At 59.8% G+C, this 21,668-nt stretch carries 20 protein-coding genes; 5 read left to right on the top strand and 15 right to left on the bottom strand.

Annotated elements, in window-relative coordinates:
* Positions 1–75: 75 nt before the first annotated feature.
* Positions 76–1,110 carry an alpha/beta fold hydrolase gene (locus ACVVH8_RS23780; protein ID WP_475226662.1) on the top strand — a complete coding sequence of 345 codons (1,035 nt, stop codon included), beginning with the start codon at positions 76–78 and terminating at the stop codon, positions 1,108–1,110.
* Between the two features lie 162 nt (positions 1,111–1,272).
* On the top strand, positions 1,273–1,938 hold the full coding sequence (locus ACVVH8_RS23775) for a DsbA family oxidoreductase (RefSeq protein ID WP_103305464.1): 666 nt from the start codon (positions 1,273–1,275) through the stop codon (positions 1,936–1,938).
* A 209-nt stretch (positions 1,939–2,147) separates the two neighbouring features.
* Here the strand turns inward: ACVVH8_RS23775 and ACVVH8_RS23770 are convergent, their stop codons facing one another.
* From ACVVH8_RS23770 to ACVVH8_RS23730, 9 genes are all read right to left on the bottom strand, one after another.
* Entirely contained in the window at positions 2,148–2,477 is a 330-nt protein-coding gene (locus ACVVH8_RS23770; RefSeq protein ID WP_177431437.1) for a GlpM family protein, read from the bottom strand.
* Positions 2,478–2,485: 8 nt separating this feature from the next.
* On the bottom strand, positions 2,486–3,814 hold the full coding sequence (gene aauR, locus ACVVH8_RS23765) for a two-component response regulator AauR (protein WP_475226659.1): 1,329 nt from the start codon (positions 3,812–3,814) through the stop codon (positions 2,486–2,488).
* Complete coding sequence (aauS, locus tag ACVVH8_RS23760; RefSeq protein WP_401298467.1) at positions 3,811–5,712, bottom strand: two-component sensor histidine kinase AauS; 1,902 nt, start codon at positions 5,710–5,712, stop codon at positions 3,811–3,813. The genes aauR and aauS overlap by 4 nt, the downstream gene beginning before the upstream one ends.
* A gap of 158 nt (positions 5,713–5,870) precedes the next feature.
* Complete coding sequence (locus tag ACVVH8_RS23755) at positions 5,871–6,605, bottom strand: amino acid ABC transporter ATP-binding protein (RefSeq protein WP_007927141.1); 735 nt, start codon at positions 6,603–6,605, stop codon at positions 5,871–5,873.
* Entirely contained in the window at positions 6,602–7,273 is a 672-nt protein-coding gene (locus ACVVH8_RS23750) for an amino acid ABC transporter permease (RefSeq protein ID WP_103305468.1), read from the bottom strand. The genes ACVVH8_RS23755 and ACVVH8_RS23750 overlap by 4 nt, the downstream gene beginning before the upstream one ends.
* The gene (locus ACVVH8_RS23745) at positions 7,273–8,019 is read right to left on the bottom strand and encodes an amino acid ABC transporter permease (protein ID WP_103305469.1); all 747 of its coding nucleotides are present in this window, start codon (positions 8,017–8,019) and stop codon (positions 7,273–7,275) included. The genes ACVVH8_RS23750 and ACVVH8_RS23745 overlap by 1 nt, the downstream gene beginning before the upstream one ends.
* Positions 8,020–8,212: 193 nt before the next feature.
* On the bottom strand, positions 8,213–9,127 hold the full coding sequence (locus ACVVH8_RS23740) for a glutamate/aspartate ABC transporter substrate-binding protein (protein ID WP_103305470.1): 915 nt from the start codon (positions 9,125–9,127) through the stop codon (positions 8,213–8,215).
* Between the two features lie 260 nt (positions 9,128–9,387).
* Positions 9,388–9,801: a DUF4440 domain-containing protein gene (locus ACVVH8_RS23735; RefSeq protein ID WP_475226657.1), complete on the bottom strand. Its 414-nt coding sequence runs from the start codon at positions 9,799–9,801 to the stop codon at positions 9,388–9,390.
* On the bottom strand, positions 9,782–11,149 hold the full coding sequence (locus ACVVH8_RS23730) for a DHA2 family efflux MFS transporter permease subunit (protein ID WP_475226653.1): 1,368 nt from the start codon (positions 11,147–11,149) through the stop codon (positions 9,782–9,784). The genes ACVVH8_RS23735 and ACVVH8_RS23730 overlap by 20 nt, the downstream gene beginning before the upstream one ends.
* Positions 11,150–11,254: 105 nt before the next feature.
* Here ACVVH8_RS23730 and ACVVH8_RS23725 point away from each other — a divergent pair, with 105 nt between their 5' ends.
* A complete protein-coding gene (locus ACVVH8_RS23725; protein ID WP_213028832.1) occupies positions 11,255–12,142 on the top strand; it encodes a LysR family transcriptional regulator in 888 nt (295 codons plus the stop codon).
* A gap of 204 nt (positions 12,143–12,346) precedes the next feature.
* Here ACVVH8_RS23725 and glpD read toward each other — a convergent pair whose 3' ends face one another.
* From glpD to ACVVH8_RS23705, 4 genes are all read right to left on the bottom strand, one after another.
* A complete protein-coding gene (gene glpD / locus ACVVH8_RS23720; protein ID WP_103305473.1) occupies positions 12,347–13,882 on the bottom strand; it encodes a glycerol-3-phosphate dehydrogenase in 1,536 nt (511 codons plus the stop codon).
* A gap of 274 nt (positions 13,883–14,156) precedes the next feature.
* On the bottom strand, positions 14,157–14,912 hold the full coding sequence (locus ACVVH8_RS23715; protein WP_201236967.1) for a DeoR/GlpR family transcriptional regulator: 756 nt from the start codon (positions 14,910–14,912) through the stop codon (positions 14,157–14,159).
* A 95-nt stretch (positions 14,913–15,007) separates the two neighbouring features.
* Positions 15,008–16,510, bottom strand: a complete 1,503-nt coding sequence (glpK, locus tag ACVVH8_RS23710; protein ID WP_103305474.1) for a glycerol kinase GlpK — start codon at positions 16,508–16,510, stop codon at positions 15,008–15,010.
* Between the two features lie 77 nt (positions 16,511–16,587).
* Complete coding sequence (locus ACVVH8_RS23705; protein ID WP_475226651.1) at positions 16,588–17,439, bottom strand: MIP/aquaporin family protein; 852 nt, start codon at positions 17,437–17,439, stop codon at positions 16,588–16,590.
* Between the two features lie 362 nt (positions 17,440–17,801).
* Here ACVVH8_RS23705 and ybaK point away from each other — a divergent pair, with 362 nt between their 5' ends.
* Both ybaK and ACVVH8_RS23695 read left to right on the top strand, forming a co-directional pair.
* On the top strand, positions 17,802–18,272 hold the full coding sequence (ybaK, locus tag ACVVH8_RS23700; protein ID WP_475226647.1) for a Cys-tRNA(Pro) deacylase: 471 nt from the start codon (positions 17,802–17,804) through the stop codon (positions 18,270–18,272).
* Positions 18,273–18,370: 98 nt separating this feature from the next.
* Entirely contained in the window at positions 18,371–19,153 is a 783-nt protein-coding gene (locus ACVVH8_RS23695) for a PhzF family phenazine biosynthesis protein (protein ID WP_213026465.1), read from the top strand.
* A gap of 115 nt (positions 19,154–19,268) precedes the next feature.
* Here ACVVH8_RS23695 and ACVVH8_RS23690 read toward each other — a convergent pair whose 3' ends face one another.
* The gene (locus ACVVH8_RS23690) at positions 19,269–20,378 is read right to left on the bottom strand and encodes an ABC transporter ATP-binding protein (RefSeq protein ID WP_475226645.1); all 1,110 of its coding nucleotides are present in this window, start codon (positions 20,376–20,378) and stop codon (positions 19,269–19,271) included.
* Positions 20,375–21,295, bottom strand: coding sequence for an ornithine carbamoyltransferase (argF, locus tag ACVVH8_RS23685; RefSeq protein WP_045123046.1), 921 nt, complete (start codon positions 21,293–21,295; stop codon positions 20,375–20,377). Before argF ends, ACVVH8_RS23690 begins: the two co-directional genes overlap by 4 nt.
* Positions 21,296–21,668: the final 373 nt, after the last annotated feature.

Raw genomic sequence — 21,668 nt, 5'->3', positions numbered from 1 at the left:
CGAACTGTGGCAGCGCGCTTGTACAAACTTCATCAGACTCGCGCTCTACTGGGGTTCTGCGTTTCGGTGTTTTTCATGGGTAAGTTTTTTCTCTCGATCGCGGCCGTGCTGGCCGCGTTTTTGTTCGGCTCGCCGGCCTACGCCGCCTCACGGTGCGACGTCAATGTGCCGACCGAACGGGTCGATCTGGCGCAGGTGAGCCTGGCCTACCAGAGCATTGGCCGGGCGTCGGACCCGGCGCTGCTGCTGGTGATGGGCTTGGGTGGGCAGTTGATTCACTGGCCGGACGAAGTGGTGGTGGCGCTGTGTCAGCAGGGCTTTCGGGTGATCCGCTATGACAACCGCGATGTCGGTCTGTCGACCTGGCGGCAGGCCCCGGTCGAGGCCAATCTGACCTTTGAAGTGTTGCGCTACAAACTCGGGTTGCCGGTGGCGGCGCCGTACACGTTGACCGACATGGCCGACGATGCGCTGGGTTTGATGGATGCGTTGCACGTCGAGCAATTCCATGTGCTGGGCGCGAGCATGGGCGGGATGATCGCCCAGCACCTGGCCGCGATGGCGCCGCAGCGGGTCGAGAGCCTGACGTTGATCATGACCAGTTCCGGTGCCGAAGGTTTGCCGGCGCCGAGTGCTGCGCTGGTGCAGTTATTGTCGCGACGCGGCGCGCCCAACCGCGAGGTGGCGCTGGAGCAACAAGCTGACTTGCTGGCCGCGCTGGGCAGCCCGGCGGTCACCGATGATCGACAGGTTTTGCTGCAACAAGCGGCGGCGTCGTATGACCGTGCGTTCAATCCCGAAGGGGTCAAACGTCAGATCATGGCGATCCTGGCGGAGCCGAGCCGGGTAGCCCTGCTCAATCAATTGCGGGTGCCGACGCTGGTGGTGCATGGCACGGCCGATCCGTTGCTGCCGGTGATGCATGGCGTGCATCTGGCGGCGCATATTCGTGGCAGCCAGTTGAAGCTGATTCCCGGGTTGGCGCATCGCTTTCAAGAGGCCTTCAAGGCACCGCTGCTGGCGGCAGTGTTGCCGTATTTGCAGGCGCACCGTGAAGACACCTCGCATTGGGCGCAGATTGAGCCGGTGGTAGGCGGGAATCTGCTGTAACCGAAATATCGTGGTGTTGCTTCTGTCCTCATCGCGGGCAAGCCACGCTCCCACAGGTTCGGTGTGATCCTTGTGGGAGCTGGCTTGCCAGCGATAGGGCCATCACTGTCGCTGCAAGACCTGACAGGTGTATCGTCTGGATTTTGCCGTGCGAGGTGAGTCATGAATTCCACTCTGAACATCGACTTCGTCAGCGACGTTTCCTGCCCCTGGTGCGTCGTCGGTCTGTACGGCTTGCTGCAGGCGCTGGAGATCCTGCGTAACGAAGTGCAGGCCAACATTCATTTCCAGCCGTTCGAACTGAACCCGAAGATGGGCCCGCAAGGGCAGAACATTACCGAGCACATCGGCGAGAAATACGGCTCGACGCCGGAGCAGTCGCAGAAGAATCGCGAGGCGATTCGTGCCCGTGGCGCCGAACTCGGGTTTGCCTTTCGCACCAACGGCAACAGTCGCATCTACAACACCTTCGATGCGCACCGCTTGCTGCATTGGGCCGGGCTTGAGGGTTTGCAGTTGCCGTTGAAGGAGGCGTTGTTCAGGGCTTATTTCAGCGATGGCGGCAATCCTTCCGATCACGGCCAACTGGTGCAGATTGCTGAAAGTGTCGGGCTGGATCGTCAGCGTGCCGAGGCGATTCTGGCGTCCGATGAATTTGCCGACCAGGTGCGCGAAGACGAGCAATTGTGGTTGCAGCGCGGGGTGAGTTCGGTGCCGACGGTGGTATTTAACGGCCAGTACGCGGTGACGGGTGGACAGCCGGTGGAGACGTTTGTCGGCGCGATTCGGCAGATTATGGCTGAGTCAAAAGGTGGCACCGTCAACTGAAAAGCTAAAAGCCCCTCACCCTCACCCTGACCCTCCCGAAACGTCGGACCGCCCAGAGGGAGAGGGGACTGATTGGGGGATGCTGGAGTGATACGCCGACCTGAGGGTGTTGTAGCGAATCCATAATCGACTGGATTTTTCAGGTCGATGTCAGACGCAAGACACCTCGATCGGCCCCCTCTCCCGGAGGGAGAGGGCTGGGGTGAGGGTCAGCTGTGCAGGCGCACCCAAACGGTCACCAACACAGTGGCGGCCATCAACCACGCTACCGCCGCCACTGCCAGCGAAGCCTCCAGCCTTAACCGGTCGACCATCACATACAACGTCGCCAGATACACAAAATACGGAATGATCGACCACATCCCGAAGACGATGGTGGTCTTCAGATCATCCACCGAGCGCCCCTTGCCAACGATGTAATGGGCGATCAGCGCAAACGTTGGAAACAGCGGCACCAGGCCCGCGATGTAATAGTTTCTGGTCTTGGCCAGTGCCGCGAGAATCACGACAACCGCGGCACCGAGTGCGGCTTTCAGCAGCAGATCCATCAGTGGCTCAACCCGTATTTTTTGACTTTGTCGAACAGCGTGGTCTTGGCCATGCCCAGCTCCAGGCTGGCCTGGGTCAGGTTGCCGCCGCTGCGGTGCAGGGCGTCGCTGAGCAGGTTGCGCTCGAAAGCTTCCACCGCTTCGGCAAACGCCAGACCCTGACCCGCACTGCCCGCGCCGGACTTCTTGAAGGCCGGCAGGCCGAGGGCGAAACGTTCGGCGACGTTGCGCAATTCACGCACGTTACCCGGCCAGTCGTGGCTCATCAGGCTCGACAGGGTCTGGTTGTCCAGTTCCGGCAAGGCGCGGTCGAAGCGCAGTGCCGACTGCTGGGTGAAGTGTTCGAACAGTTGCAGGATGTCTTCGCGGCGCTCGCGCAATGGCGGCAATTCCAGCGTGACCACGTTGAGGCGGTAATACAGGTCGCTGCGGAATTCGCCGGCCCTGCTCGACTCGTCGAGGTCGGATTTGGTCGCTGCGATCACCCGGCAATCCACCGCCACGCTCTGGTTCGAGCCGAGGCGTTCGAGGGTGCGTTCCTGCAACACGCGCAGCAGTTTGATCTGCAACGGCAGCGGCATGCTTTCCACCTCATCGAGGAACAGCGTGCCGCCGTCGGCGTGTTCGATCTTGCCGATACGGCGTTTGCCGGCGCCGGTAAAGGCGTTGGCCTCGTGGCCGAAGATCTCGCTTTCGAAAAGGTTTTCCGGCAGACCACCGCAGTTCAACGCGACGAACTGCTTGCTGTGACGGCGGCTGAAATCGTGCAGGCAACGGGCGACCAATTCCTTACCCGTGCCAGTCTCGCCTTCGATCAAGACGTTGGCCGAAGTGTCGGCGACGTTGGCGATCAGCTCGCGCAGGTTCTGCATGGCCGGCGAACGCCCGATGATCCGGCCTTCAAGGGAGTCGCGCTCGGCCAGTTGCCGACGCAACGACGAGACTTCGCGCGCGAGGCTGCGTTGCTCCAACGCACGACGGGCGACGTCGACCAGACGCTCCGGCGAGAACGGTTTTTCCATGAAGTCGTAGGCGCCTTTCTGCATCGCGCCGACCGCCATGGAGATGTCACCGTGGCCGGTGATCAGCACCACCGGCAGGCTGCGGTCGCGCTGCTTGAGGCGGGTCAGCAACTCCAGGCCATCGATGCCCGGCAGGCGAATGTCGCTGATGACAATCCCGGCAAAGTTATCGCCGACACGCTCCAGCGCCTCTTCGGCACTGCCAACGCCCACGCAGGGAATGTCTTCCAGTGTCAGCGCTTGCTGGCAGCCGAGCAGCACATGGGGGTCGTCTTCGACGATCAGCACACTAAGGTCGTGGTTCATATTGGCTCGGCAGGAGTAGGGCTTACCAACGGTAAACTGAGGACGAAGGTGGTACCACCGCCACCGGGGTGTTCGACACCCAGATGGCCACCGGTGGCGGCGGCGAGGCTGGCGGAAAGGGTCAGGCCCAGACCCAGGCCTTGCTCGCCGGGTTTGGTGGTGAAGAACGGTTCGAACAGATGCTTGCGCGCTTCGGCATCGACACCGTGGCCGTTGTCGCGCACCCGAAGGCGATATTTGCCGTTGAACTCTTCACCTTCCAGCCACAGTTGTGGCAGCGGTTGCGCTTGCATGGCGTCGAGGGCATTGCCGATCAGGTTGACCAGAATCTGTTCGAGGCGGGTCTGGTCAATGTGCAACTGCACATCAATAAATTGCCGGTGCAGTTGCAATGCCGGGTTTTCCAGCCGTGCGCCGAGCAACTGCAGCGCCGCGTCCACGGCTTTGCCGAGGCTGGCCTGGCCCTGATTGTCACCCCGTCGGGCAAACGAACGCAGGCTGGCGGTGATCCGGCCCATGCGGTCGATCAGGTCGTTGATGGTCTTGAGATTGGTGCTGGCGACATCGAGCTGCCCACGCTCCAGAAAACGTACGGTGTTACCCGACAACGTGCGCATCGCCGCCAGTGGCTGATTCAATTCGTGGGCGATGCTGGTGGACATCTGGCCAATGGCGGCCAGTTTTCCGGCCTGGACCAGTTCATCCTGGGCGCGGCGCAAAGTCTCTTCGGCCTGACGCCGTTCGCGGATCTGGCTTTTCAGTCGATCGTTGCTGGCGCGCAGGTCGGCGGTGCGTTCGGTAATCCGACGCTCCAGTTGGTTGTTGGCTTCCTGCAAGGCTTCGCGGGCGGCGAGGCGGGTGGCGATGACCTTGCGTCGCTCGTTCCAGGCGATCAGCAGAAACGCCACCAAGGCAAACGCGACGGCGACCAGAATCCCTTGGTTGATCGCTTCACGGCGCAGGTCCTGCAACGGCGTGAGCAGGGTGAAATTCCACGGCGTATCGCTCAAGGGGCGGGTCTGCGCCAGATAACTGATGTTTTCTTCGTCGGAATCAACTTCGCTGTTGGCCGGGAAGGTGAGTTTTTCTACGCCCTCGGCCAATGTTTCGCGGGCCAGCGGTTGCAGTTCGTTGAGCGGGAACCAGTAGTACTGCAGGCTGCGGGCGAGTTTCTCTTTGGTCTCGTCACTGAGCGGCACTACCGATTTGAGGCGCCGGGCCGGATCGCTGGAGAGAATGATGATGCCGTTTTCATCGCTGACAAAGGCTTCGAGACGCGCCCGTTGCCAGCGTTCTTCCATGGCTTCGAGGCGCACCTTGACCACGGCGACGCCGACGATCTTGCCGTGTTCTTCGAGACCATGGGCGAGGTAGTAGCCGGGTTCGCCGTTGGTGCTGCCAATTCCGTAGAAACGGCCGGGTTCGCCGCGTACGGCTTTTTGAAAATAGGCGCGGAAGGACAGGTCTTCACCCAGGTAACTGTCGACATCGCGCCAGTTGCTGGTGGCCATGACGCGGCCGGTGGTGTCCATCACATAGATGGCCCGACTGCGGCTGCGCCGGTTCAGGCCTTCGAGGTAGTCGTTGACCGTTTGCCGGTGTTCCGGCGTCGGCTCGGCCAGCAGTTGCGGGACACTGGTTTCCAGTTCCAGCAGGCTGGGCAGGTAGGTGTATTTGCTGATCTCGCTTTCGACCGCGCGGGCGTGCAGTTCCAACTGACGCTGGCCGTTCTCGCTAAGGCTGCGAATGCCGAAATGCTCACTGGTCCAGAAGCCGATAAAACCCAGGCCGATCATCAGCGCGATGACCAGTGGCGGCAGGAACAGATGACGAATCAGACGGGGCTTCACGGCAAGTGATGGCGGCGCGGCGCGATAGAGAGTGGGGTCGCATTTCATCACAGATGCCTTGGGTCAACCACAACACTTACCTGATAGCGAACACCGTCCCCTGTGGGAGCTGGCTTGCCAGCGATAGCGGTCTGACAGTCGACATCATGGTCGATTGACAGGGCCCCATCGCGGGCAAGCCCGCTTCCACAGGGATCGCGGTGCTTTTAGTGCTGCAGGATTTTCTCGAGGAAGTGCTGCGCGCGTTCGGAGCGGGCGTTGATGTCGCCGAAGAACTCTTCTTTCGGGCAGTCTTCGATGATCTTGCCGGCATCCATGAAAATCACGCGGTCAGCCACTTTGCGGGCGAAACCCATTTCGTGGGTCACGCACATCATGGTCATGCCTTCGTGAGCCAGTTGCACCATCACGTCGAGCACTTCGTTGACCATCTCCGGGTCGAGCGCCGAGGTCGGCTCGTCGAACAGCATGACGATCGGGTCCATCGCCAGCGCACGGGCAATCGCCACACGCTGTTGCTGACCGCCGGACAGTTGGCCCGGGTGCTTGTGGGCGTGGGCCGACAAGCCAACGCGCTCGAGCAGTTGCAGACCTTTCTTGGTCGCCTCTTCCTTGCTGCGGCCCAACACCTTGATCTGCGCGATGGTCAGGTTTTCGGTGATGGTCAGGTGCGGGAACAGTTCGAAATGCTGGAACACCATGCCCACGCGCGAACGCAGTTTCGGCAGGTTGGTCTTCGGGTCGGCAATCGAAGTGCCGTCGACGACGATGTCACCTTTCTGGAACGGTTCCAGCGCGTTGACGCATTTGATCAGGGTCGATTTGCCGGAACCCGACGGGCCGCAGACCACGATCACTTCGCCTTTTTTGACCTCGGTGCTGCAATCAGTCAGCACCTGGAAGTCCCCATACCACTTGTTGATGTTCTTGATAGAGATCATACGGCGAACCTTTTTTGCAGACGCTTGACCAACCGCGAGGCGGCGAAGCTGATGATGAAGTACACGAGCCCCGCGAAAATCAGGAACTCATTGGAGCGGCCAATGATGTCGCCACTGGCGCGGGAGGCGTTGAGGAAGTCCACCAGGCCCACGGTGTAAACCAGCGAGGTGTCCTGGAACAGGATGATCGACTGTTGCAGCAGCAACGGGGTCATCTTGCGGAACGCCTGGGGCAGGATGATCAGGCGCATCATCTGCCCGTAGCTCATGCCCAGCGCCTGCGCCGCGCCCATCTGGCCTTTCGGGATCGACTGCACGCCGGCCCGGACGATTTCGCAGAAGTACGCCGCTTCAAACATCATGAAGGCGACGATGCACGAGGTGAACGCGCCGATCGGGGTGTCTTCGCCGGTGATCCAGCGCAGCACGAACGGCACCGCCAGATAGAACCAGGTGATCACCAGCAGCAGCGGGATCGAACGGAAATAGTTGACGTACGCGCCGGCAACGTTCGACAGCAGTTTGTTATGCGACAGCCGGCACAGCGCGAGAATGGTGCCGAGAATGATCCCTCCCACCACGCCCATGGCCATCAGCTTGAGGGTCATCACCATGCCGTTCCACAAACCGGGAATGGCCGGGACGATGCCACTGAAATCGAATTCCATTATTTACCCCCCACGGAGATCAGGCCGGGCACGGCAACTTTCTTCTCGACCAGGCGCATCAGCAGCATCAGGCTCATGTTCAGGGTGAAATAGATCAGGGTCGCCAGGGTGAACGCTTCGAACAGGTTGGCCGAGAATTCGGCGGTCTGTTTGGTCTGCGCGAGCAGTTCCATCAGACCGATCAAGGACGCCACGGAGGAGTTCTTGAACACGTTCAGAAATTCCGAGGTAAGCGGCGGAATGATGATCCGGTAGGCCTGGGGCAGCAGCACGTTCCAGTAGATCTGTGGCAGCTTGAAACCCATCGCACGGGCGGCCGATTCCTGGCCACGCGGCAGCGCCTGGATGCCGGTGCGCACTTGTTCGCAGACGCGCGCGGCGGTGAACAGGCCCAGGCACACAACGACGCTCAGGTAAGCCGAGGTGGTCGGGTTGAGGTCCTGCTTGTACCACTCTTGCAGGTCCGGCGGCAGCAGATCGGGCACCAGGAAGTACCAGATGAACAGCTGAACCAGCAGCGGCACGTTACGGAACAGCTCGACGTAGCAGGTCGCAATGCCCGACACGATGCGGTTCGGCACGGTGCGCATGACACCCAGTATCGAGCCCAGCAGCAGGGCGATGATCCAGGCCACGATGGCGATGGCAATGGTCCAGCCCAGCCCGGAGATGAACCAGTCGAGATAAGTCTCGCTGCCCACGCCGGTGGACTTGAAGAACACGCCCCAGTCCCAGTTGTAATTCATTAGGGTCTCCCCTCGATTCGATCGATGTACAAGTGCCCGCTTGGGGAACTCCGTTCCCTCCCTGACCTTGACGGTCAGGCACACGCGATCGGCTCGACAGCCACCGGTTCGAGTGTTTCCAAAAAAGTGCCAGCAGGGAGTGACAAACTCCTGAAAGGGCTGCGCCCCTTCAGGAGATAAGGTTAGTCAGAAATCAGGATTTCTTGTCGTCAGCCGCTTTGTCGGTCGGATTGGCGATCAGGGCCTTGAGCTCGTCGCTCATCGGGAAGTTCAGGTTCAGGCCTTTTGGCGGGATCGGTTGCATGAACCACTTGTCGTAGATCTTGTTGATCGCGCCCGATGCGTAGGTCGCCTTGATCGCATCGTCGACAGCCTTTTTGAACGGCTCGTCGCCTTTGCGCATCATGCAGCCGTAGATTTCGTACGACTGTGGGGTGCCGGTGACGGCCCAGTCATCAGCCTTCTTGGCTTTGGCGGCTTCGCCGGCCAGCAGGGCGTCGTCCATCATGAATGCAACGGCACGACCCGATTCCAGCATCTGGAAGGATTCGCCGTGGTCTTTGGCGGAGATGACGTTCATGCCCATCTGCTTGTCGGCGTTCATCGACTTGAGGATGCGCTCGGACGTGGTACCGGCGGTGGTCACGACGTTCTTGCCTTTCAGGTCATCGAAATCCTTGTACTGGGAGCCTTTCTTGGACAGCAGGCGAGTACCGATTTCGAAGATGCCGACGGAGAAGTCAACTTGCTGCTGACGCTCGACGTTGTTGGTGGTGGAGCCGCACTCGACGTCCACGGTGCCGTTCTGCACCAGCGGGATACGGGTTTGCGAGGTCACCAGGTTGTATTTGACTTGCAGGTTTGGCAGGTCGAGGTCTTTTTTGATCGCTTCGACGATGGCCAGCTGGATGTCGTGGGAGTAGCCGACTGGCTTGCCCGACGCATCAGCGATGTAGGAAAACGGGATGGAGGCGTCGCGGTGGCCCAGGGTGATCACACCGGACTCTTTGATCTTCTTCAGGGTGCCGGTGAGTTCGGCGGCGAAAACTGGCGTGCTGATCAGAGCGGCAGCAATGGCTGCGCCCAGGATATGGGGAACGATGCGCATCAAATTTTCCTCGACATTGTTTTTTTTATGGAGCCAGTTTGTCGGCCCTTTTGTGCTTCGAATGCCTGACGGCTCCTGAAGTGTTGGCACAGCAGGCATTCGTCGAGAGAGTGTAGAGCATGAGTCGTGCCAGACCAGTCGTCGAAGGTTAACTGGCTGATTTACAAGGTGATTAAGTTTTTGTGGCGGTATTTTTCGCCACAACTGATCCGGTTAACCGAATCGACCGCAAAGTCGCGTTCGGAAAACCGAACGAGCTTTTAACCGTTAGTCGGGGTGAACGCAGTTTCATGCAGGTATTGCCACTCAACACGGTCTGCCTGGACTCGCAGAATCGCTACCGAGACGCGTGAGGTGACGTTCTCATCCTGGCGATGGGTTTCGGTATAGCTCAGCGCAATCGTCTCGCCTTCCTGCCAGACCGTGTGCAGGTCACTGATGACGATCTCAAGCCCCGGCCTGCCACCCACATTTCTCCTGAACAACTGTTCTACCTGCGCCCGATCAACCGTCACCCCCGAGGTGGCGACCATGCTGAAGTCCTTGGCGAAGGCATCCATCAGCGGTGCGATGGTGGCTGCGCCGCTGCCGTCAGTATCGGTAAACACGCGGTGAATCAGTTCATGCACGTGGTGAATGCTGTGTTGCGCTAGTTCAATCGGGTTGTTGTTCATGGTTTGCCTTTGCAGGGTTCAATTGACTCATCAAAAACAGCGGGAACAGGCCGACCAACGCCGCAATCGCAAACGTCGCGTGGTAGGCCGAGGGGGTGTCGAACGGCTTGAGCAGCAGGTTGAAAATCATCAGAAACAGCGCGGCACCGAGGCTGAATGACAGCTGCCGGTTGATGTTCCAGATCACGCTGGCCTTGTGCGTGTCGCTGCCGTTGAAATCCATCAGTGAGGTGGTTTGCGCGGTGTTCGCACCGATGCCGCCGCCAATGCCCATCAGGCTGTAGGCGATGACGATCAGCCAGAGATCGCTCGGTGCATTTACCTGTGTGAGGGTGACGATGCCGGCGCTGTGCAACAGCATGCCGAGGATGAACAGGCGCCTGGCGCCGACCCGGTTGTAGACCCGGCCGCCAATGGTCATCGCGATGAACGCGCCGATGGCGTAGACAATCATGAATGCGCCGGTCAGCCGGGCGCTGAAGTGCAGGGTGTTCTGCAGGAAGAAGATGCTCAACAGATTGACCCCGGTGAACACGCCGGGAATCGCGTAATAGATGAAGATCGACGTGCTGAGCCGCGTGCTGCTGAGCAAGCTCAGATCGATGATTGCGTGGCGCGACTGGCGGTAATGGCGCAGGTACAGCGCTATGAACAGCAGGCCCGCTGCGATGCAGGCCATGGCCAGCCAGCTCCGGGCGTCGCCGCCATACAGCGACATGCCCATCAGCAGGCTGGCGAGTGCCGTACTCACCAGCAACAGGCCTTTGATGTCCGGGCGTGAGAGGTCGCCCGGCTTCGCTTCCTTGATCCACCACCACGACAAACCGGCTGCGATCAGCGAGAACGGCACATTGCTGTAAAACACCCAGCGCCATGAACTGCTGTCGACGATGAAGCCGCCAACCGTCGGTGAAATCGCCGGGGCAATCAGCGCAACCGCCATCACCAGCGTGGAGATCTTCGCTCGTTGCTCACCCTGAAACAGATTGAACGTCAGCGCCTGCCCGACCGGTATCAACAGACCGCCACCGATGCCCTGCACGAAACGCCAGATCACCAGTTCCGCGAAACTGTTCGCCAGCCCGCACATCCACACCGCTACGCTGAACAGCAGCATTGAAGCGGTGAGCACATTCCGGCTACCGAAACGCGCGGCCAGCCAGGTGCTCAGTGGGATGATCAGGGTCAGCCCGAGAATGTAGGCGTTGGCGACCCACGCCACGGACGCGCTGCTGACGTGCAGCGTTGCCGACAGGCTGGGCAAGGCCACGGCCGACATGAAGATATTGATGCAGTCGATAAAGAAGCCGATCAGGAAGATTGACGCGACCTTGTAGCGATAACTCATGGTGTTTCCCCTTTGTCGGCGAGCTTAGGGGCGATAGACTCCGGGCGTCGATGCAATGGGGCTGAACACAATGTTTGAAGGGATTTGACAGTGAATCAGGGCGCCATGCACGGGCATTTGAATCGGGTCCAGACGTTTCTCGCGATCGTCGATCTGGGGTCTTTCACCAAGGCTGCCGATTACCTGAATATCAGCAGGGCCATGGCCAGCCTGCACATCAAGGCGCTGGAAGAGGCGTTGGCCACTACGCTGCTGATCCGCACGACCCGCACGGTAGCGCTGACTGAAACCGGTCAGAGCTTCTATAACGAGTTCAAGGAAATCGTCGCCGATATCGACAGTGCCTTTGATAACGTCCTGAAGGGCAGCAATCGGGTGTCCGGCAAGTTGCGGATCAGTTCGACCAGTGAGTACGGCGAGAAATACATCCTGCCGTTGATCCCGTTGTTTTTGCAGACCTATCCGCAGATCAGGCTGAGCTACCACGTCAACTCTTCATTGAATGATCTGGTGGCGGAGAAGCTTGATCTGGTGATTCGTCTGGGCCGCCTGGCCGACTCGGCGTTCAAGAGTCGCAAGATTGCTGACTATGAAATCGTCCTGGTCGCCACCGAGCAATTTCTCGGTCGTCATCCGGTGCGCGAGCCACAGGACCTGAGTGGTGTGCCATGGATCGCCAACAGCAATCTGCAGACGCCGACCCAGTGGTTAATGCGCGATGAGCGAGGGCAGGGCGTCGAGGTCAGCGGTGTGCATCACTTCGAAACCAATTCTTCGGCGGCAATGCGTTCGATGGCCCTGTCGTCGCTTGGGGTGTCGGTGCTGCCGAAGTGGCTGATCGAGGATGACCTTGCCAGTGGACGGTTGATTCGCTTGTTGCCGGCGTATTCGTTGCCGCAGCGGTCGATCAATGTGGTGTTTCCCAACACGGCGCACTTGCCGCACAAGTCGCGGGTGTTTATTGATTTTCTGCTGTTGCATCTGGGGAGCTGACATCGCTGGTGTCGGTGCAGCCTTGTGGCGAGGGGATTTATCCCCGATGGGCTGCTTAGCAGCCCCGCTTTTGTTTCAAGTGAGGGGCCGCTGCGCGACCCATCGGGGATAAATCCCCTCGCCACAGGTCAGCGCCTGATCCTGAGAAAAGAAAAAGCCCCTGAATCTCGCGATTCAGGGGCTTTCGTTTAAGCGCTGCTCAAGTCAGGCCGCTTCGATCTTGCGGTTCTGCTCGACCTTACCCAGATACGCCGCCAGTTTTTCCTGTTCGGCCGGGGTGGTGAACAGCCCCAGTTTGCTGCGGCGCCAGAGAATGTCGTGGGCCGTGGTCGCCCATTCTTCGCTGCACAGGTAATCGACTTCACGGGTATAGAGCCCGCCGCCGAGGTGTTCGCCCATGTCCGCCAGGGTTTCCACACCTTCAAGCATGCGCCAGGTACGGCTGCCGTAGGTAGTGGCCCAGCGCCGGGCGATCTCGGTTGGCACGAAGTCGAACTTGTCGCGGATCAGTGCGCTCAAGGCTTGCGGCGTAGTCATGTCTTCGCCGCCGGGCAGGGTGGCGGTGGCCGTCCAGCTCGGACGCATCTGGGTGAAGAACGGCAGCAACTGCGCCATCGCCGACTCGGCGAGTTTGCGGTAGGTGGTCAGCTTGCCGCCGAACACCGACAGCAGCGGCGCTTCTTCACTGCTGCCCGACAGCGCCAGGGTGTAATCGCGGGTGACGGCCGACGGGTTGTCGGATTCGTCGTTGCACAGCGGTCGTACCCCCGAGTAGCTGTGCTGGATGTCGTCGCGGCTGATTTGCTTCTTGAAGTGGGCGTTGACCACTTTCAACAGGTAATCGGTTTCGCCTTCAGTGATTGCCACTTTCGCTGGATCACCGGTGTATTCACGGTCGGTGGTGCCGATCAGGGTGAAGTGGTTCAGGTACGGAATGGTGAAAACGATGCGCTGATCTTCGTTTTGCAGAATGTGCGCGTGATCACCTTCGTACAGTTTCGGCACGATGATGTGGCTGCCCTGAATCAAGCGGATGCCGTACGGCGATTCCATTTTCAGATCGTCACGGATGAACTTGGCCACCCACGGTCCGGCGGCGTTCACCAGCGCTTTGGCGGTGATCGAAAACAGGCTGCCGTCGGCGCGTTCCAGGTTCAGGTGCCACAGGCCTTTGGCGCGACGGGCGCTGACGCAACGGGTCTGGGTGTGCACATGGGCGCCTTTTTCGCGGGCGGCCATGGCGTTCAGAACAACGAGGCGGGCGTCGTCGACCCAGCAGTCGGAGTATTCGAAGCCTTTCTTGATTTCGCTTTTCAGCGCGCTGTCGGCGCCGAATTTCAGGCTTTTCGAACCCGGCAGTTTTTCGCGCTTGCCGAGGTTGTCATACAGGAACAGCCCGGCACGAATCATCCACGCCGGACGCAGGTGCGGACGGTGCGGCAGCACGAAGCGCATCGGCTTGACGATGTGCGGCGCTTTGGCCAGCAGCACTTCGCGCTCGGCCAGGGCTTCACGCACCAGACGAAATTCGTAATGTTCCAGATAGCGCAGGCCACCGTGGATCAGCTTGCTGCTGGCTGACGACGTGTGGCTGGCCAGGTCATCCTTTTCGCAAAGGAACACCGAAAGCCCGCGACCGGCGGCATCCGCTGCGATCCCCACGCCATTGATCCCGCCGCCGATGACGGCGAGGTCGTAGATCTCGGAGATAGGGGGCGTACGCAAGGTAGATGTGGACATCGGCTGGCCTCGGGCTCTTTTGATTTTCTGTATTGGAAATCGAACATGAATGTTCATTTGCGAAAATGGTAGCCCATAAAGACGCGCACAGCCAGTCGCCTTCGATTGAAAATACTCATCGAAGATCAAAGAAAGGAAAATTTTCGAACATTCACAGGCAGATCGTTCCCATGCTCCGCGTGGGAATGCATCCATCGACGCTCTGCGTCGGCTTTTGAGATGGGACGCAGAGCGTCCCGGGCGGCATTCCCACGCAGAGCGTGGGAACGAGGGGTTAAACGACTTCCAGGCGAATCTTGTGCTGAGTCAGCAACTGCGCCAGCGCCGGCACCGGCGGCTGATCGGTCACCAGACAATCGATCAGGCTGATCGGCCCCAAACGAATCATCGCGTTACGCCCGAACTTGCTCGAGTCCGCTGCCAGGATCACCTGGCGCGCATTGGCAATGATCGCCTGGGAAACCCGCACTTCCTGATAATCGAAGTCGAGCAGGCTGCCGTCCTCGTCGATGCCACTGATACCGACCAGCGCAAAATCAACCTTGAACTGATTGATGAAGTCCACGCTCGCCTGACCCACCACACCGCCATCGCGGCGCACATTGCCGCCAGTCAACAGCACATCGAAATCATCCTTGGCACTGAGCATCGACGCCACGTGCAGGTTGTTGGTGATGATCTTCAGGTGATTGTGATTGAGCAGGGCGCGGGCAATCGATTCGGTAGTGGTACCGATGTTGATGAACAGCGAGGCGTGATCGGGAATCTGTGCGGCGATCGCTTCACCGATGCGTTGTTTTTCATCGCGCATCTGATCGGCGCGCATCGCATAGGCAGTGTTTTCGACACTGGAATCATAGGCCGCGCCGCCATGGTAGCGACGTAGCAGATTGGCTTCCGCGAGCTGATTGATGTCGCGGCGGATGGTTTGCGGGGTAACAACGAACAGCGTGGCCATCTCCTCGATGCTCACATAGCCGCGTTCGCGGACCAGCTCGAGGATTTGCTGCTGACGGGGAGGCAGATTCATGGGGCTTCCTTTGGGCTGCCGTGCAAAATTTGCCCATGATGCCGCAGGAATCCGCTCCCTACCAGTTAGATGCCTATCTGGATCTGAAGGTTGGCTTATTCAGCGTCTTCACGCGCCCAGTCACGGGTGCGGCTGACGGCTTTTTTCCAGCCTTTGTACAGCTTCTCTTTCTCCACTTCGTCCAGGCTCGGTTCGAACTCACGCTCGATCACGGCCTTGCCGCGCAGTTCGTCCAGGCTGCCCCAGAAACCGCAGGCCAGACCGGCCAGATACGCCGCGCCGAGTGCTGTGGTTTCGCGCATTTGCGGGCGTTCGACCTGGGTGCCGAGGATGTCGGCCTGGAACTGCATAAGGAAGTTGTTCGCTACCGCGCCGCCGTCCACGCGCAGGGCCTTAAGGCGTTCGCCGGAGTCCTGTTGCATGGCGTCGAGCACGTCGCGGGTCTGGTAAGCGATCGATTCCAGCGCAGCACGGATGATGTGGTCAACACGTACACCGCGCGTCAGGCCGAACAGCGCACCACGGGCATACGGGTCCCAGTACGGAGCGCCCAGACCGGTGAAGGCCGGTACCAGGTACACGCCGTTGCTGTCCTTCACTTTATTGGCGAAGTATTCGGTGTCGTGGGCGTCGTTGATGATTTTCAGTTCATCACGCAGCCACTGCACGGTCGAACCGCCGTTGAACACCGCACCTTCCAGGGCATAGGCGACTTCGCCACGCGGGCCGCAAGCGATGGTGGTGAGCATGCCGTGCTTGGATTTCACTGCTTTGTCGCCAGTGTTCATCAGCAGGAAGCAACCGGTGCCGTAGGTGTTTTTCGCCTGGCCCGGCTCGACGCACATCTGGCCGAACAGTGCTGCCTGCTGGTCGCCGGCGATCCCGCCGATGGCGATGCCGCTCTTGGTGCGGCCGTAGATTTCCGACGAGGCTTTGACTTCCGGGAGCATCTCGCGCGGGATGTCGAGGATCTCCAGCATCTTCGCGTCCCACTCCAGCGAGTGAATGTTGAAGAGCATGGTGCGCGAGGCGTTGGTGTAGTCGGTGACGTGCACCTTGCCACCGGTGAATTTCCAGATCAGCCAGCTATCGACGGTGCCGAACAGCAGTTCGCCGTTGCGCGCACGCTCGCGGCTGCCTTCGACGTTGTCGAGGATCCACTTCAGCTTGGTGCCGGAGAAGTACGGGTCGGTGACCAGACCGGTATTGTCGCGGATATAGTCTTCGTGGCCATCACGCTTGAGCTGCTGGCAGATCTCGGTGCTGCGGCGGCACTGCCAGACGATGGCGTTGTAGACCGGACGACCGGTGGTCTTGTCCCAGACCACGGTGGTTTCCCGCTGGTTGGTGATGCCGATGGCGGCCACCTGGTCGTGATGCAGGCCAGCCTGAGCCAGCGCTTCAACCATCACCGCGCTCTGGGTGGCGAAGATTTCCATCGGGTCGTGTTCGACCCAACCGGCTTGCGGGTAATGCTGAGCGAATTCACGCTGGGCGGTGCAGACCACGTTCGCGTCGCGGTCGAAAATGATCGCGCGGGAGCTGGTCGTACCCTGATCGAGGGCAATGATGTAGTTCTTATTCTGAATGTCGGTCATGTCGATTGCCTTGGACGAAATAAGGGAGAGTGGGCCGGGGCGCAGGCTCTATCTGGCAGGAGCCTGCGCCGACTGTTTCAAGAAGTTCTTGGTTTGCCGTCAATGGCCGGTTCTGCATCCTTTGTAGCAGGTGTGGCGCCAGTCAGGTGACGGGCGATGAGCCCGCGATACCCGGCAGCGCCGAGGCAGGCACCGACAATCGGTGCAAAAATCGGAATCAGGAAGTACGGAATATCGCGACCGCCAGTGAAGGAAATTTCACCCCAGCCCGCGAAGAAAGTCATCAGTTTAGGACCGAAGTCACGTGCCGGGTTCATCGCAAAACCGGTCAGTGGGCCCATCGAGCTGCCGATTACGGCGATCAGCAAACCAATCAGCAGCGGCGCCATCGGGCCTTTCGGCAAGCCGTTGTTATCGTCGGTCAGGGCCATGATCACGCCCATCAGGATGGCGGTGATGATCATCTCGACCAGAAAGGCCTGGGCGGTGGACAGCACCGGGTTCGGGAAGGTGGAGAACACCGACGCCAACTCCAGGCTGGCAGCCGAGCCGCGAACCATTTGGTGAGTTTGTTCGAAATCGAAGAACAGGTTGCTGTACAGCGTGTAAACCAACAGCGCGCCGCAGAAGGCGCCGGCAATCTGCGACAGGATGTAGAACGGCAGTTTGCGTTTTTCGAAGTCGGCGAAGATGGTCAGCGCGATGCTCACGGCCGGGTTCAGATGTGCGCCGGAAACGCCAGCGGTGAGGTAGATCGCCATGCTTACGCCGACGCCCCAGATGATGCTGATTTCCCACAGGCCGAAGCTGGCGCCCGCGACTTTGAGCGCGGCGACGCAGCCGGTACCGAAAAAGATCAGTAAGGCAGTACCCAGAAACTCGGCCAGGCATTGGCCCGAGAGCTTTGGTTGCTGTAAAGCAGTTGTCATTGAAAACCTCGATTTTTGTTGTTGTCTGGCGCTTTGCCGACAGGGCAAGGCGCGATTTTCCCCGGGGCAGGATCCCCATCCTGTTCCCGGTTTACTGCTGAGTGCTGCGGTAACCATAATTCTTACATTATTCAGATTCGAAAAAATATAGACAAGAAACAAACCTGTCAAAGGTCGAAAGTGAACTGTCGGTCACAATAAAACTATTAGCGCCATGAATGATCCTCGATGAGCGGTGTTCCCCATCGTTCTGGAAAGTCTGCAGGCCACGGGAAACGCGGCGTTGAACTAGAGCCTTTTGTGATCTGATCGCCTAGAATCCGGCGCAGGATTTTTCTGCCACTGCCAAGCCTGGAGCTGCCATGACCCCTGCGTTGGACTTGTTGAAAAAAGTTCGTGCCGAACATCGCGTGCACAGTTACGAACATGACCCGAAGGCCGCGTCCTATGGGCTGGAGGTCGCAGAAAAGCTGGGGCTTGAGCCGGCGCAGGTGTTCAAGACGCTGCTGGCTGCCAGTGAAAAGGGCGAATTGTTGGTGGCGGTGGTGCCGGTCGTCGGAAGTCTCGACCTCAAAGGTCTGGCTCATGCGGCAGGGGTGAAAAAAGTCGAGATGGCGGATCCGGCAGCGGCGCAGCGCTCCACCGGTTATCTGTTGGGTGGCATCAGTCCGCTGGGGCAGAAGAAACGCCTGCGTACCTTCATCGATAACTCGGCTCAGGCTTTTGCGACTATTTATGTCAGCGCCGGTCGGCGCGGGCTGGAAGTTGAACTGGCACCTGCCGTGCTGGCTGAACATACCCAAGCCAAATTCGCCGACATCGGTCGCGCGTAAGAGAAACCAGCGCTGTATGAAGAAAATTGGCCGGTTCTGTCACTGGCGCTGACCCGGCCAGCGCTGCATGCTCTGCCGACTGACTCAGGGAGTAGGTTATGCAGCTTGATTTTCATCAGGTCGACGCATTCAGTGATCGGCCATTCAGTGGCAACCCGGCGATGGTCTATCGGCTCGACGCGTGGCTCGCGGATGAGTTGATGCAGAAGATCGCCGCCGAACACAATCTGGCGGAAACCGCGTTTTTGGTGCGTGAAGGTTCGGCGTGGCATATCCGCTGGTTCACCCCGACCACCGAAGTACCGTTGTGCGGCCACGCGACGCTGGCCAGCGCTTATGTGCTGTTCGAGATCTACAAGGAAACTGCTGAGCGTCTGGACTTCATTTGCAAGTCCGGGCCGCTGAGTGTCAGTCGTGAGGATGGCCGCTTGTGGCTGGACTTCCCGTCAATCGTGCCTTCGGAAATTGGCGTGACGCTGGATGTCGAACGGGCGCTGGGCGTTGAAGCGGTGGATGTACTCGGCTCCAACGAGCTGTTTGTGGTACTGGAGTCGGAGCAGGCCGTGCTCGACTGCAAACCGGACATGGTCGCACTGGCCAGGCTGCCGTGGCTTGGGGCGATCGTCACCGCGCGCGGCAACCAGCACGATTTCGTCTCGCGTTACTTCGCTCCGGCAATTGGCATCAACGAAGATCCGGTCACCGGTTCGACCCATTGCAGCCTGATTCCGTATTGGTCAAAACGTCTGGGCAAGTCGAGCCTGACCGCCTGCCAGCGCTCGGCGCGGGGTGGCGAGTTGTTCTGTCGGCTTGAGGGTGAGCGGGTGAAGATCGGTGGCCATGCCACGCTCGTGGCGAGCGGCACCCTGATCCTCGGTTAACGCAACCCCCTGTAGGAGTGAGCCTGCTCGCGATCACGGTATATCAGTCAAATCTTCTGTGACGGATGTACCGCGATCGCGAGCAGGCTCACTCCTACAGGGCAATGGTGTTGGATCAGAGTGCAGTGCTGTAGCGGCGCACGCCGTTTTCCACCACCGGAATCTGCGCGGCGGTGCTGCCCGAGGCCTGGAACAACACCAGATGTTCAGCTGCAACCCGAATCCCCACTTGCGCACCCAGCTGATGGTCAGCATGACTCGGGAAAATCGACTCCAGCTGCGCACCGGTCGGCAATTGCAGGCGATACAGCGTCGAAGCACCAAGGAAAGTCTTGCCGACAATCCGTGCCTTCAGCGCGCTGTCCGGCGCATAAACAATGTCATCCGGGCGCAGCAACACATCCACTGCGCCGCCAATCGGCCAGGTATAGGCACGATTGCCACGCAGTTCGCCGAGTTCGGTCTGCACCGATTCCGGGCTGGCGAGCTGGCCGCGAATGAAATAACCCTGACCGATGAAACTTGCCACGAACGGCGTCGCCGGCTCGTGATACAGGTTGTACGGCGTGTCCCACTGCTCCAGCCGACCTTCCTTGAAGACGCCGACGTGATCGCTCACGGCAAAGGCTTCTTCCTGATCGTGGGTCACCAGAATCGCACTGGTGCCGCGAGCCTTGAGGATGTCGCGCACTTCGTGGCTGAGCTTTCGGCGCAACTCGCCGTCGAGGTTGGAAAACGGCTCATCCAGCAATAGCAGTTGCGGCTCGGGCGCCAGGGCCCGAGCGAGGGCCACGCGTTGCTGCTGGCCGCCGGACAGCTCGTGTGGGAAGCGCTTGCCGAGGTTTTTCAGGTTGACCAGTTCGAGCAATTCTTCGGTGACGCGATCTTTTTGCGGGTGTTTGCGAATGCCGAACGCGATGTTGTCCGCGACGCTCAGGTGCGGGAACAGCGCGTAGTCCTGAAACACCATGCCGATCCGGCGTTTCTCCGGCGCCAAGGTGAAACCGGCGCTGGAAATGGTTTCGCCACCCAGGGTGATTTCACCTTCGTGCACCGGCTCGAAACCGGCAATGGCGCGCAACGTGGTGGTCTTGCCGCAGCCGGACGAGCCGAGCAGGCAGCCGATGTCACCGGCATTGAGGTGCAGATTGAGGTTCTGCACCACTCGTTGATCTTGATAGCCGCAAGCGAGGTTGCGCAGGTTCAGCAGTAATTCATGGCTCATGCGTGGTGATATGCCGGTTCGACGAGGAACTCGAGCAGGGCCTTCTGTGCGTGGAGACGGTTTTCTGCCTGATCCCAGGCGACGGAGCGCGGGTCATCAAGCAGGTCGAGACTGATTTCTTCGCCACGGTGCGCCGGCAGGCAGTGCATGAACAGCACGTCCTCGGCAGCGAGGTCGAGCAGGGCACGGTTGACCTGGAACGGTGCGAACAGCTTGAGGCGTTTGGCAGTTTCCTCTTCCTGGCCCATCGAGGTCCAGACGTCGGTGCTGACCAGATGCGCGCCGCGCACGGCATCCTGCGGATCGCGGACGATGGTCACGCGATCGCCGGCCTTGGCCACGAATTCAGGATTCGGCTCGTAACCTTCCGGGCAGGCGACACGCAACTGGAAGTCGAACTGGATCGCCGCTTCTATATAGCTGTTGCACATGTTGTTGCCGTCGCCGATCCAGGCCACGGTCTTGCCCTGGATCGAGCCACGGTGTTCAAGGAAGGTCTGCATGTCGGCCAGCAACTGGCACGGGTGCAGGTCATCGGACAGGCCGTTGATCACCGGCACGCGCGAGTTGGCGGCGAATTCGGTCAGGGTGCTGTGGGCAAAGGTACGGATCATCACCGCATCGAGCATGCTCGACATGACAATGGCGCAGTCGCCGATTGGCTCGCCACGGCCCAGTTGCGTATCACGCGGCGACAGGAAGATCGCCTGACCGCCGAGCTGGATCATGCCCGCCTCGAAGGAGATCCGGGTACGGGTCGAGGATTTCTCGAAGATCATCCCCAGCACGCGGTTTTTCAGAGGCTCGAACAGTACGCCGCGGTTACGCAGGTCCTTGAGCTCAACGCCTCGACGGATCACGCTGACCAGCTCTTCGGGCGTGCAATCCATCAGGGAGAGAAAGTGCCTTGCGCTCATCATTGACTACCTTTTGCTACAAACCGCAGATGCTCAAAGCCTTGTTTAACGGAACAACGGGCGAGACCTGCGGCGTAAGCCGCACGGGGGCGACGAAATAGGGGAAGGCGCGATATTGACACTAAATGTCGCGTTTTTCCAATAGGCTACTTTTGTTGTGGGATTCGGAGGGCGGACTGCACGGTGCAGTAACGCATTTGAAGCCGGGTTCAGGACAGCAGCGAAGCACTTTGTACACTGGCGTCCCGGGGCTTGGCAATCCGGCGTGACGCGGATGCAGCGCTTTGGTCGGTTCGAGACCGAGTGGTTGCAGATTCGCTTGGTCGGATGCGCAGGCTGAAACATTTGCTAAAGCAAAGTGCTGAGTTATAAC

It is taken from the genome of Pseudomonas trutticola BRTCR10, assembly GCF_056155105.1.
This window is presented reverse-complemented; position numbering and strand designations above follow the sequence as displayed.

Coding starts and splice junctions, on each gene's coding strand:
- ACVVH8_RS23780 (WP_475226662.1), top strand. CDS start 76: ATGGGTAAGTTTTTTCTCTCGATCGCGGCCGTGCTGGCCGCGTTTTTG.
- ACVVH8_RS23775 (WP_103305464.1), top strand. CDS start 1,273: ATGAATTCCACTCTGAACATCGACTTCGTCAGCGACGTTTCCTGCCCC.
- aauR (WP_475226659.1), bottom strand. CDS start 3,814: ATGAACCACGACCTTAGTGTGCTGATCGTCGAAGACGACCCCCATGTG.
- aauS (WP_401298467.1), bottom strand. CDS start 5,712: ATGAAATGCGACCCCACTCTCTATCGCGCCGCGCCGCCATCACTTGCC.
- ACVVH8_RS23755 (WP_007927141.1), bottom strand. CDS start 6,605: ATGATCTCTATCAAGAACATCAACAAGTGGTATGGGGACTTCCAGGTG.
- ACVVH8_RS23750 (WP_103305468.1), bottom strand. CDS start 7,273: ATGGAATTCGATTTCAGTGGCATCGTCCCGGCCATTCCCGGTTTGTGG.
- ACVVH8_RS23745 (WP_103305469.1), bottom strand. CDS start 8,019: ATGAATTACAACTGGGACTGGGGCGTGTTCTTCAAGTCCACCGGCGTG.
- ACVVH8_RS23740 (WP_103305470.1), bottom strand. CDS start 9,127: ATGCGCATCGTTCCCCATATCCTGGGCGCAGCCATTGCTGCCGCTCTG.
- ACVVH8_RS23735 (WP_475226657.1), bottom strand. CDS start 9,801: ATGAACAACAACCCGATTGAACTAGCGCAACACAGCATTCACCACGTG.
- ACVVH8_RS23730 (WP_475226653.1), bottom strand. CDS start 11,149: ATGAGTTATCGCTACAAGGTCGCGTCAATCTTCCTGATCGGCTTCTTT.
- ACVVH8_RS23725 (WP_213028832.1), top strand. CDS start 11,255: ATGCACGGGCATTTGAATCGGGTCCAGACGTTTCTCGCGATCGTCGAT.
- glpD (WP_103305473.1), bottom strand. CDS start 13,882: ATGTCCACATCTACCTTGCGTACGCCCCCTATCTCCGAGATCTACGAC.
- ACVVH8_RS23715 (WP_201236967.1), bottom strand. CDS start 14,912: ATGAATCTGCCTCCCCGTCAGCAGCAAATCCTCGAGCTGGTCCGCGAA.
- glpK (WP_103305474.1), bottom strand. CDS start 16,510: ATGACCGACATTCAGAATAAGAACTACATCATTGCCCTCGATCAGGGT.
- ACVVH8_RS23705 (WP_475226651.1), bottom strand. CDS start 17,439: ATGACAACTGCTTTACAGCAACCAAAGCTCTCGGGCCAATGCCTGGCC.
- ybaK (WP_475226647.1), top strand. CDS start 17,802: ATGACCCCTGCGTTGGACTTGTTGAAAAAAGTTCGTGCCGAACATCGC.
- ACVVH8_RS23695 (WP_213026465.1), top strand. CDS start 18,371: ATGCAGCTTGATTTTCATCAGGTCGACGCATTCAGTGATCGGCCATTC.
- ACVVH8_RS23690 (WP_475226645.1), bottom strand. CDS start 20,378: ATGAGCCATGAATTACTGCTGAACCTGCGCAACCTCGCTTGCGGCTAT.
- argF (WP_045123046.1), bottom strand. CDS start 21,295: ATGAGCGCAAGGCACTTTCTCTCCCTGATGGATTGCACGCCCGAAGAG.